Here is a 12,717-nt window from a genome sequence, read left to right on the forward strand (position 1 = left end):
CTGTTATAATTCACAGTGCTTTTCATTTGATGATTATTCATACAAAATTTCCACCTATAATTTTGAAAATTAAAATTAATCATTTCGGAAAATATAAGCTGGATAGAAAATCATCAAAAAAGGTATTAGGATAATTCCTAAAGTTAAATATTTACGTAAGTTTGCTTCAATTAACAATTTCCAGTCTAATTTCATGAAGCAAAAAAAAGCCCCTAACATGTAGGGGCGAGTATTTTACTCATAATCGTGATTAACATCACTAACTATTCAATTGGTTTTTTCATTATTGGACAAGGTTTATCCACTATTGCTTACGACCAAGGCTTCCTCGGCGACATAAATCTCTGCGAATACGACGAATCCCTGTTTCTGGTTTCTGTTTTTCGTCAAGACTAGCTAATACCAGTTCTAAAATTCGTTCCGCAATATCACGATGGCGTTGAGCAAGTGATAACACAGGACAACCGAGGAAATCGAGTAATTCATTATCCCCGAATGTGCTGATGACCATATCCTCAGGTAAGCGACCGTCGCGTTTTAATGCAACATCCAAAACCCCTTGTAATAGAGAAAATGATGTTGTGAATAATGCATCAGGCATTGCATTCCCACTGTCAAGCCACTGAGAAAAGACTTCAGCAGCAGCGTCACGCTCATAGCTATTAGCATAAAGGTAGTTCACTTGACGTTGATCACCCTCCCATGCTTTACGAAAGCCTTGCTCACGTAGATAACTCACGGATAATTCTGGTAATGCACCAAGATACAATACCGATTCAGCAGGGAATTTACGTAATTCCGAGGAAATCATCTGTGCATCTTCTTGGTCATCCCCTACCACGCTAATAAAATGCTCTTTTTCTAGCGCCCTATCTAAAGCAATTATCGGAAGCGAGCGGTTCGCCCAACGCTGATAAAATGGGTGTTCAGGAGGTAGTGCAGTAGAAACAATAATAGCATCCACTTGACGCTGAAGCAGATGCTCCACGCAACGAATTTCATTGTCAGGTTGGTCTTCTGAACAGGCGATTAAAAGCTGGTAACCGCGCTGACGAGCCTGCCTCTCAAGATAATTTGCTATGCGTGTATAGCTGGTATTTTCAAGATCAGGGATCACCAAACCAATGGAACGAGTTCGGCCAGCACGTAACCCCGCAGCTACTGCATTTGGATGGTAATTGTGTTCTCTGACGACTGCCATCACTTTTTCTACAGTTTTATCGCTGACTCGATACTGCTTGGCTTTGCCGTTGATCACATAACTAGCCGTTGTGCGGGAAACACCCGCTAAACGGGCTATCTCATCCAGTTTCACGTTAACCTCTTTACAATAATGGGGATAGCCCCGAATCATTCGAGGCCTTATATCACCCTATTCTACCTTTGGATGATAAATTTTTCATCGCATAATTTTATCACCACGGGAAACACCGACGATCCCTGAGCGTGCAACTTCAACAATTTCAGCAACACCACGTACAGCTTCAATGAAAGCGTCCAGTTTATCGCTTGTTCCCGCTAGCTGAACGGTATACAGCGTTGGTGTAACATCGACAATTTGTCCACGAAAAATATCCGCACTTCGTTTGATTTCATCACGCCCATAGCCTGAGGCCTGTAGCTTCACTAACATGATTTCACGTTCGATATGTGCAGATGCAGTCAATTCGTTTACTCGTAAGACATCCACCAGCTTGTGAAGCTGCTTTTCAATCTGCTCCAGAACTTTGGCATCACCTTTAGTCTGGATGGTCATGCGCGACAATGTAGGGTCATCCGTTGGGGCTACGGTCAAGCTTTCAATATTGTAGCCTCGCTGTGAAAACAGCCCAATCACCCGAGAAAGTGCCCCTGATTCGTTTTCTAATAATACTGATAAAATACGACGCATAATCAGGTCCTCTCCGTTTTGCTTAACCACATTTCATCCATTGCTCCGCCACGGATCTGCATTGGGTAAACATGTTCAGTTTCATCAATATTGATATCAACAAATACCAGCCTTTGGTTTTCATTGACTTCAACCAATGCTTGTTTGAGCTTTTCTTCTAGCTCATCAGGAGAAGCGATAGATATCCCTACGTGCCCATAAGCCTCAGCCAACTTGGTAAAATTTGGGAGTGATTGCATATATGATTGAGAGTGGCGACCTTGATAAATCATATCTTGCCACTGTTTTACCATCCCTAAGAAACCATTATTCAGGTTTAGGACTAAGACAGGCAAAGCGTATTGTAATGCAGTAGATAGCTCCTGAATGTTCATTTGGATGCTGCCATCACCAGTCACACAAACAACTGTTGCTTTTGGATGGGCCAGTTTGACCCCTAATGCAGCAGGTAAACCAAATCCCATTGTCCCGAGCCCTCCTGAATTAATCCAATGTCGAGGTTTATCAAATGGATAATAAAGTGCAGCAAACATTTGATGCTGCCCTACATCAGAAGTGACATACGCCTCACCGTTGGTTAAACGATAAATCATTTCAATCGCTTGTTGAGGCTTCACTTTGTTTGGGCTTAAGGCATATTTTAGGCATTGCTTTGTGCGCCAGCTTTCAATCTCTTTCCACCACTCTTTCAATGCCGCAAGATTTTGATCCAGCGACGCGTGGTCTAGCTGCGCAATCATTTGATCCAAAGTTAGTTTGGCATCACCAACAATAGGAATATCCGCTTTTACCGTTTTTGAAATTGAGGTTGGATCCACATCAATTTGTATAACCGTCGCATTAGGGCAATATTTTTCTAAATTATTGGTAGTGCGGTCATCAAAGCGAACACCCACCGCAAAAATCACATCAGAGTTATGCATCACCTTATTGGCTTCATACGTTCCGTGCATGCCAAGCATGCCAACAGATTGCGAATGCGTTTCAGGAAATGCGCCTAGCCCCATCAGCGTTGAAACGACAGGTAACTGGAGTTTTTCTGCCAGCGTAATTAATTGCGCAGAACAATCTGCATTGATTGCCCCACCTCCCACATAAAGAACCGGTTTTTTAGCAGAAATTAGTTTCGATAATGCTTTTTTTATCTGCCCTTTATGTCCTTGTAATGTCGGATTATATGAGCGTAACGTAACAGTATCGGGGTAACGATATGGGAATTTTAGCGCAGGGTTAACTGTGTCTTTGGGAAAATCAATAACGACAGGACCAGGGCGCCCAGTTGATGCAATATAAAATGCTTTTTTGATCGTTTCAGGGATCTCTTTTGCATGCTTAATCAAAAAACTGTGTTTGACGATAGGTCGAGAAATTCCCACCATGTCACATTCTTGGAAAGCATCATTGCCAATTAACGAGCTAGCAACTTGACCCGATAGCACCACCATTGGCACTGAATCCATATACGCGGTGGCTATTCCTGTAATCGCGTTGGTTGCCCCTGGTCCTGAAGTCACAAGGACAACACCAACATCACCGGTAGAACGTGCATAACCATCAGCCATATGTACTGCTGCCTGCTCATGACGTACTAATATGTGCTCTACCCCGCCAACGGTATGCAGTGCATCATAAATATCTAAAACCGCGCCACCTGGGTAGCCAAAAACGTGTTTTACGCCTTGGTCAATCAATGACTTGACGACCATTTCCGCTCCTGACAACATCTCCATGAGTTTGTCCCTCAGACTATTTGCAAGTTAATAGAGAGCCATGTGACCCTCTTTAATTTTTATTAAGTTAGTCATAAATTCAGCTATTAACATATCCCTCAGCCCCTAACGACGCAAATCTCATTTTGCATGAAAATAAATCAGAATTTCGTTTTGTCTTGAACTTCAAATATCGCCAGAGGCATTGACTGTATTTCAACCAAAAAGAAGCAAAAGTAACCATTGGATAAGTAAAAAATAGCAACAACTGAGGGACAAATAAAAATAAAGCCCCGCAGTTATATTTACTGAAGGGCTAACAGAGATTGAGAGAGAGAAAGCTACTCTTTATACATCGATTCAATTTCTAGCTGGTAACGCTCAGATATAATCTTACGACGTAGCTTAAGCGTTGGGGTTAATTCGCCTTTTTCCATTGAAAAGTTAGTTGGTAACAAAGTAAAACGCTTAACTTGGTGAAAATGTTCAAGGTTTTTTTGTAGCTCTTTTAAGCGGCTTTCAAATAACGCTACAATTTTAGAATCTTTTAGCAGTTCGAGGCGATCTCGATATTTTAAGTTGATAGAATTGGCATATTCTTCAAGACTGTCATAGCAAGGAACAATAAGCGCTGAAACAAATTTACGCGCATCGGCAATCACCGCAATATGCTCAATAAATCGATCTTGTCCCAATACCCCTTCAATCACTTGAGGCGCAATATATTTCCCGTTCGAGGTTTTCATCAGATCTTTGAGTCTGTCAGTAATATAGAGATTACCGTCAGCATCTATGTTCCCTGCATCCCCTGTACGTAGCCAGCCATCTGCCGTAAAAGTATCCACCGTTTCTTGTGGGCGATTATAGTAACCTTTCATCACCACAGGACCTTTTACTTGTATTTCATCATTCTCACCAATACGCACAGAAATAGCGGGTAAAGGCGTACCAATCGAACCTAATGGGTATTTGTTGGATTCCCAACAAGAAACGGTTGCGCAGGTTTCACTCATCCCGTAGCCATATTTGATATTGACTCCTGCCGCTAAGAAGAAAGCAATAACATCATCATCTAAACGTGCTCCTGCCGCTGGCATGAAACGAATTCGCCCACCTAAGCCTTGACGTATTTTGCTTAATACTAATTTATCTGCCAGTGAATATAATTTTCGATTCACTAATGACAGTGATTTACCTTTCGATTGCGCTTTGACTTTCTGCTTACCTAACGCAATTGCCCATTTAAAGATTGCTCGGCGCATAAATGGGGCTTGAGATACTTTACCCTGCACTGCGCTATAAACCTTCTCATAGAAACGCGGCACTGCGCACATCACCGTTGGCTTCACCTCAGCCAATGCTTCTTTAACAAGATTGGTATTGGTTAAATAAACATTACGCGCCCCGCTATGCATCACATAGAAGCTCCATGCACGTTCAAACACATGGGATAACGGCAGAAAACATAATGAAATATCATCGGAAGAGAGTTCTAAACGGTTATCGTGGAGATATAGCTGAGATGCCATGTTGTAGTAATCCAACATCACACCTTTTGGTTCTCCCGTCGTACCCGAGGTATAAATAATTGTAAATAAATCACTGAGATTCTGTGCGGCAATTCGTGAATCTAGCTCTGATTGATATTGCGGCTGAGCTTGTGACATAAAAGTAGAAAGATGCATACAGCCCGACACTTGGCTATTTAACTCAACATTATCATTTAATACAATAATTTGCTCTAACTGAGGGCAACGAGATAATAGCTGGCATGCAACTTGGTATTGTTCTTCATCACCAACAAATAGAATTTTAATGTTGGCATCATTGATGATGTAGGCGGCTTGCTCGACACTGCTAGTTGCATATAAAGGAACCGTCACAGCTTTGATCTGTAATACCGCAATATCCACTAAAGACCAGTTCATGCAATTTTGTGCAAAAAGCCCGACATTTTCCTGTGGAGCAATATTCATCGCCAGTAATTGACGGGAGATTGCAGTAGTACGTTCCCCTACTTCCGCCCACGTCAACTCACTTTGATGTCCGTTGTCCCATTGACTGAAAGCTATCCGATTCGCTGACTCGCTCGCATCAACCATCGTGCGGATGCGATTAACTATATGATATGGATATAGATTCTCAGTAATCAAGATGTAATCCCTATAGGTCATGATAAATTTAAGTCACTCGGTTTATACACAAATAACTTAACCTGTTACTTTTTATTATTTTCAGCTTACAACTGTTAGCTGAATAAAATGAGTGTATAGTCTAAACAGAAGGGAGGAAAGGAATTAAATGTAAATTTTATGCAAATGTTATAGCCGCAACAAAACTCACCATAGTTATCACTATGATGAGTTAGTTATATTCACATTTTCAATACGTAAATTGAGCTTACAGTTGTTCGACCAATTGACAGAATTGCGCTTTCATCCACTGATGGCCTTTATCTCTAGCCGTAGATTCATGCCAAGTTAAATAACATGGGCGCGTGCTATCTCCCCAAGGTAACGATAATGTCCGTAATTGCAGTTGACTCCCGTGACGGTCGACCAGCCATTTCGGTGCAATTGCCACTAAATCTGTTTGGGCAACAATCGTTAATACACTATTAAGGTCAGTTCCTTGATAGCTAATCGTGTGAGACAATTCGGTATTATGATAATATGGCTTACTAAATGAACCAATATTATCCATCGCCATAATGGCGTGTCTTTCATTATTTAGCATTGCTTGATCAATCGTATTTTCAATTCTCGGATGGTTATTCGCCACAACTAAGACTAATTCATCATTAAATAAAACCTGATGTTGATATTCGGGTTTTTCGAATTGATTATAACCCAAGAAAAAGTCTATCTCTTGATACTTTAATTGGTGAGCAATGTTGTTATCTAAAAAAGAATGAATAAAAACATTAATATTAGGTGATACGACTTTGAATTTATCCACAATAATTGCTGCTAAGCGAATATCAAGTGGTGAGCAAATGGAGAGATTAAATGAACGTTCACTTTGCTTAGGCTCAAACCCAGCCCCCGGTAATTCATTATGGACTAATTGTAAAGCTTGCCTAACCGGGCCAAATAATTGTTTAGCACGTGAGGTCGGCTGAATACCACGACCATAACGCACAAACAACTCATCGTTGAACATAGATTTTAGGCGAGATACAGCATTACTTACTGCGGGCTGCGACATACCCAGTACTTGTGCAGCGCGCGTGACATTCTGCATTTGCATTACAACATCAAAAACCGTCAATAAGTTCAAATCAACATTACGTAGATGAATATCGCTATTTTCTTTTTTTACTGTTGAGATCGTATCAAAATCAGTCATTTTTAACTCCACTAAATATATTTATCATTTTTAATTAATGAAAATGATCCATCAAAGCGATATTGACGAAAAATATAAAATCATTAAATATTATTCTTAAAACAACTTATCAATCATAAGCTATTTCGCTTTCCCTGCATTTATTAAAACGACGTTTCTATTATTTTCATCCATTAATAAGAATCTAGTTATAGATATCATCATAAAATGCAAATATTCATCAGTGTAATGAGTGCGTGTAACTTATTATAATCACAGCAACTCCGCTAAAAATAATAAAACAAATTCAGGAATAAATCATAATAAATATCTTCTATAGACACTAAAGCGTCCCATTATCAGATTAATTTTTTTATTATTCATTTATTATATAACTAACCATTTTTTAACCATTGATATAGTCAATGCATATAACGAGTATTATCTAGCCCCAGCATAGCTATAAAACAAAAAACAAATAAATATCAATCAGTTAAATGTAACTTAATCTAGTTTTTGTTTATTATTAGAATTTTAGGCTGATTTTTACCCTTTTCATCAGGTAAAAACATCATGAAATAGACCAATTTTAGCTATAACAACTAAAGTAATACTGCTACCTGTTATCGTAGTATTGATAATTTAAAATTAAATTTGACTTCATTATTGAAATCACGTATCAATAAATACAGATTATTTGAAATTTTTTGAGAGACAGTTAACGATGACATTTTCTATCCGCCTCCTAAGCCTACTACTACTCGCAACCCACTTGCGCGGTATGCTTATGGATAGAAACTAACAAACACTGTCCACAAACATTAAAAACCCGCGCAACCAGCGGGTTTTTTTATGCCTGCGGCTAGATGGGAATTAAATAAACAGAATCAATAACAACAAAATTTAGTCTATGAGGAACGCATTATGAGCAACCAAGTTATCATCTTCGATACAACCTTACGTGACGGTGAACAAGCTTTGCAGGCGAGCTTGTCCGTAAAAGAAAAATTACAAATCGCATTTGCTTTAGAACGTTTAGGCGTTGATATTATTGAAGCTGGCTTTCCTGTCTCCTCTCCAGGCGATTTCGAATCCGTACAAACCATCGCTCGAGAAATTAAAAATAGCCGCATTTGTGCATTAGCCCGTTGTGTCGAAAATGACATTGATGTAGCCGCTGAGTCGTTAAAAGTTGCGGAAGCATTTCGTATCCATATTTTCTTAGCGACGTCTAATCTGCATATGCAGAAAAAATTAAATAAAACGTTTGATGGTGTAATGGATATGGCGATTAATTCAATTAAACGCGCCCGCCGTTATACTGACGATGTGGAATTCTCCTGTGAAGATGCGGGTCGTACTGATATCGATAACTTATGCCGCATTGTCGAAGCCGCTATCGGTGCTGGCGCGACAACCATCAATATTCCTGATACCGTCGGCTACACCACGCCATACCAATTTGGCGGAATCATTACTTCTTTATATGAACGCGTCCCCAACATTGATAAAGCAATTATTTCCGTACACTGCCACGACGATTTAGGTATGTCTGTCGCAAACTCGATCAGTGCAGTTCAAGCCGGTGCCCGCCAAGTAGAAGGCACAATGAATGGATTGGGTGAACGCGCAGGGAATACCGCATTAGAAGAAGTGATTATGGCGATTAAATTACGTGAACAGATGTTGGGCGTTCATACCAATATTAATCACAAAGAAATTTATCGTACGAGCCAATTGGTCAGCCAATTATGTAATACCCCAATTCCAGCCAATAAAGCTGTGGTGGGTAGTAATGCATTCGCTCACTCTTCAGGGATCCACCAAGATGGTGTATTAAAGAACCGTGAAACTTACGAAATCATGACCCCAGAGTCCATCGGATTGAAAGGCCAGCAATTGAATTTAACCTCTCGCTCCGGTCGTGCAGCAGTCAAACATCGCATGGAAGAAATGGGCTATCAAGAAGGTAAAGATTTTAATTTGGATGAGTTGTATACCGCATTCTTGAATTTGGCAGATAAAAAAGGTCAAGTATTTGACTATGACTTAGAAGCATTGGCGTTTTTTGCCAAACAACAAGATGAAACCGACCATTTTGTGATGGATTATTTTAGCACTCAATCTGGCTCCAGTATTGTGGCAACGGCTACCGTCAAAATGCAGTGTGGCGATAAAGAAAAATCCGAAGCTGCAACAGGAAATGGTCCCGTCGATGCTATTTATCAGGCTATTAGTAAAATCACCAATTATCCAATGAAATTAGTTTCATACCAATTGTCTGCAAAAGGACAAGGTGAAAATGCCTTAGGCCAAGTAGATATTGTCGTCGAATGTTTTAGTCGTCGTTTTCATGGTATGGGGTTAGCAACAGATATCGTTGAATCATCAGCTAAAGCGATGGTGCATGTATTGAATAGCATCTGGCGAGCAGAGCAAGTAGAAAAAGAAAAACAAAAAATCACTCACCAAGAATCACAATTAAACACAAAGGAAGCGGTGTAAAAATGTCTACGAATTTTAATATTGCAGTATTAGCGGGTGATGGCATTGGTCCGGAAGTTATGGCTCAAGCCCATAAAGTGTTAGATGCCGTGAGCAAACGTTTTAACATTAATATTTCAACGCAAGAATATGATGTTGGTGGCGCAGCCATCGACCGTCATGGTGAGCCATTACCTAAAGCAACGGTAGAAGGTTGTGAAAATGCCGATGCCGTCTTATTTGGCTCAGTGGGTGGTCCTAAATGGGAGCACTTACCACCAGATAACCAGCCAGAGCGTGGAGCATTATTACCATTACGTAAGCACTTTAAATTATTCAGCAACTTACGCCCTGCTCGTTTATATCAAGCCTTAGAAGCTTTTTGCCCATTACGTGCCGACATTGCTGCTCAAGGCTTCGATATTTTATGTGTTCGAGAATTAACTGGCGGGATCTATTTCGGTCAACCGAAAGGACGCAAAGGTGAAGGCGCAGATGAATATGCATTTGATACTGAGGTTTATCATCGCTATGAAATCGAACGCATTGCTCGCATCGCGTTTGAATCTGCACGTAAACGTAGCCACAAAGTCACCTCGATTGATAAAGCTAACGTATTACAAAGCTCCGTTTTATGGCGTGAAGTTGTGAATCAAATTGCCAAAGAATATCCGGATGTCGACGTTACTCATATGTACATCGATAATGCGGCAATGCAGATGATTAAAGCACCATCTCAATTTGATGTCGTTCTGTGCTCAAATTTATTTGGTGACATTATCTCTGATGAGTGCGCGATGATCACTGGCTCAATGGGTATGTTGCCATCCGCTAGCTTGAATGCTGAGGGTTTTGGCTTATATGAACCCGCTGGCGGTTCTGCACCTGATATTGCTGGTAAAAATATCGCTAACCCAATTGCGCAAATTTTATCGGCGTCCATGTTATTTAGATTTAGCTTAAACCAAGCTGATGCCGCAGATGCAATCGAAAGAGCCGTCAATAAAGCATTAGAAAGTGGCTATCGTACCGCAGATTTAGCCGGTAATGGTCCATCAATCAGCACCAGTGAAATGGGTGACATTATTGCCCGTTATATTGCAGAAGGGGTCTAACATGTCGAAAACTTTATATCAAAAATTATATGACGCCCACGTTGTCCGTGAAGTCGAGAATGAAATTCCGTTGATTTATATCGACCGACATCTGGTACATGAAGTGACCTCACCGCAAGCCTTTGATGGATTGAGAACTAAAAATCGTCCGTTGCATCAACCAAGTAAAACATTTGCAACTATGGATCATAACGTTTCGACGCAAACTAAAGATATTAATGCTTGTGGCGATATGGCTCGAATCCAAATGCAGGAGTTAATCAAAAACTGTGAAGAGTTTGGCGTCACCTTATACGATTTAAACCATCCGTATCAAGGTATTGTGCATGTTATGGGACCAGAGCAAGGGATCACTTTACCGGGAACAACTATCGTATGTGGCGATTCTCATACAGCGACACACGGAGCCTTCGGCGCATTAGCCTTTGGTATCGGAACCTCCGAAGTTGAACATGTAATGGCAACACAAACCTTAAAACAAGCCCGCGCTAAAACCATGAAAATTGAAGTCGTGGGTAAAACGCCAGCAGGGATCACAGCAAAAGATATCGTATTGGCAATCATTGGCACAACAGGTAGCGCTGGTGGTACAGGCTATATTGTTGAATTCTGTGGCGAAGCTATCGAAGCGTTAAGTATGGAAGGTCGAATGACCGTCTGTAATATGGCTATCGAGTTGGGTGCTAAAGCTGGCATCATCGCACCGGATGAAACTACGTTTAACTATATGAAAGGTCGCCAATTTGCCCCTAAAGGTCAAGATTGGGATGACGCTGTTGCTTACTGGAAAACATTGAAAACAGATCCAGATGCGAAATTCGATAAAGTGATTACCATCCAAGCGAACTCAATTGCTCCACAAGTTACTTGGGGAACTAATCCGGGTCAGGTGATCGCCATTAACCAGCCTATCCCAGCCCCAGAATCGTTTTCTGATCCTGTCGAACGCGCCTCTGCAGAAAAAGCATTAGCATATATGGGATTGAAATCAGGTATTAAATTATCCGAAGTGGCGATTGATAAAGTGTTTATTGGCTCCTGTACAAATTCACGTATTGAAGATTTACGTGCTGCAGCTGCAATTGCTAAAGGCAAAAAAGTGGCCTCTGGCGTCCAAGCCATTGTAGTTCCAGGATCGGGGCCGGTTAAAGCCCAAGCTGAGCAAGAAGGTTTAGACAAAATCTTTATCGATGCGGGGTTTGAGTGGCGTTTACCGGGTTGTTCAATGTGTTTAGCAATGAATAATGACCGTTTAAATCCGGGTGAGCGCTGCGCTTCCACCAGTAACCGTAACTTTGAAGGTCGCCAAGGTCGTGCGGGTCGTACTCACTTAGTCAGTCCAGCAATGGCTGCCGCTGCGGCAATCAACGGTCATTTCGCTGATGTTCGCGATATTCAAATCTAAAGGAGATAATTATGGATAAGTTTATTAAGCATGTTGGAATTGTGGCTCCTTTAGATGCAGCGAATGTGGATACGGATGCCATCATTCCAAAGCAATTTTTACAGAAAGTCACTCGTACCGGTTTTGGTCAGCATTTATTCAATGATTGGCGTTTTTTAGATGATCAAGGTCAGCAGCCTAACCCTGATTTTGTTCTGAATAAACCCGTTTTTAAAGGTGCCAGCATCTTGTTAGCGCGTGAAAACTTTGGCTGTGGCTCATCTCGTGAGCATGCACCATGGGCTTTAACTGATTTCGGTATTCAAGTCGTGATTGCACCAAGCTTTGCGGATATTTTTTATGGTAACTCATTCAATAACCAGTTGTTGCCGATTAAGTTAAGCGACCAGCAAGTGGATGAGATGTTCAATTATGTGAATAGCCACGAAGGCTGCCAATTTACGGTGGATTTAGAAGCTCAAACCGTCACTGCTGGCGATAAGACTTATTCTTTTGAGATTGATAGTTTCCGTCGACACTGCATGATGAATGGTTTAGACAGCATTGGCTTAACATTACAGAACGTCGCTCAAATAGAAGAATACGAGCAAAAGCTCCCCGCCTTTATGAATTAATCCCCAAGCCCACTTCGGTGGGCTTTTTCTTGCCCATTTATCGTCACATTTATCGTCACATTTATCGTCACATTTATCGTCATAAAAGTAGAACTCGATTCCTATAAACAACAACCTTTAATAAATCCTTCCCCATTAATTCCTAATATGCAATTATTCAATTAATTGCCTC

The 12,717-nt window shown here is 40.8% G+C and carries 9 protein-coding genes; 4 read left to right on the top strand and 5 right to left on the bottom strand.

Going from position 1 to position 12,717, the window contains the following annotated elements; translation table 11 throughout:
- Positions 1-304: 304 nt before the first annotated feature.
- The 5 genes from cra to leuO form a co-directional block, all read right to left on the bottom strand.
- The gene (gene cra / locus EL244_RS12590) at positions 305-1,315 is read right to left on the bottom strand and encodes a catabolite repressor/activator (protein ID WP_039855137.1); all 1,011 of its coding nucleotides are present in this window, start codon (positions 1,313-1,315) and stop codon (positions 305-307) included.
- Positions 1,316-1,399: 84 nt separating this feature from the next.
- Positions 1,400-1,891 carry an acetolactate synthase small subunit gene (ilvN, locus tag EL244_RS12595; RefSeq protein WP_039855139.1) on the bottom strand — a complete coding sequence of 164 codons (492 nt, stop codon included), beginning with the start codon at positions 1,889-1,891 and terminating at the stop codon, positions 1,400-1,402.
- A 2-nt stretch (positions 1,892-1,893) separates the two neighbouring features.
- Positions 1,894-3,621: an acetolactate synthase 3 large subunit gene (ilvI, locus tag EL244_RS12600; protein WP_126461302.1), complete on the bottom strand. Its 1,728-nt coding sequence runs from the start codon at positions 3,619-3,621 to the stop codon at positions 1,894-1,896.
- Between the two features lie 320 nt (positions 3,622-3,941).
- Complete coding sequence (locus tag EL244_RS12605; RefSeq protein WP_172597525.1) at positions 3,942-5,774, bottom strand: AMP-dependent synthetase/ligase; 1,833 nt, start codon at positions 5,772-5,774, stop codon at positions 3,942-3,944.
- A 226-nt stretch (positions 5,775-6,000) separates the two neighbouring features.
- Positions 6,001-6,948, bottom strand: coding sequence for a transcriptional regulator LeuO (gene leuO, locus EL244_RS12610; RefSeq protein WP_115164593.1), 948 nt, complete (start codon positions 6,946-6,948; stop codon positions 6,001-6,003).
- A 903-nt stretch (positions 6,949-7,851) separates the two neighbouring features.
- Here leuO and leuA point away from each other — a divergent pair.
- Genes leuA through leuD form a run of 4 tightly spaced genes read left to right on the top strand, consistent with a single transcriptional unit; the run spans position 7,852 to position 12,545 of the window.
- On the top strand, positions 7,852-9,432 hold the full coding sequence (gene leuA / locus EL244_RS12615; protein WP_006815020.1) for a 2-isopropylmalate synthase: 1,581 nt from the start codon (positions 7,852-7,854) through the stop codon (positions 9,430-9,432).
- A gap of 2 nt (positions 9,433-9,434) precedes the next feature.
- Positions 9,435-10,526, top strand: coding sequence for a 3-isopropylmalate dehydrogenase (gene leuB / locus EL244_RS12620; protein WP_112837223.1), 1,092 nt, complete (start codon positions 9,435-9,437; stop codon positions 10,524-10,526).
- 1 nt (position 10,527) lies between these two features.
- Positions 10,528-11,931, top strand: coding sequence for a 3-isopropylmalate dehydratase large subunit (gene leuC, locus EL244_RS12625; RefSeq protein ID WP_112837224.1), 1,404 nt, complete (start codon positions 10,528-10,530; stop codon positions 11,929-11,931).
- An 11-nt stretch (positions 11,932-11,942) separates the two neighbouring features.
- Entirely contained in the window at positions 11,943-12,545 is a 603-nt protein-coding gene (leuD, locus tag EL244_RS12630; protein WP_154600530.1) for a 3-isopropylmalate dehydratase small subunit, read from the top strand.
- The last annotated feature ends 172 nt before the right edge of the window (positions 12,546-12,717 follow it).

Origin of the sequence: Providencia rustigianii (assembly GCF_900637755.1) — a bacterium.
In the GTDB taxonomy this organism is placed as follows: Bacteria; Pseudomonadota; Gammaproteobacteria; order Enterobacterales; family Enterobacteriaceae; genus Providencia; species Providencia rustigianii.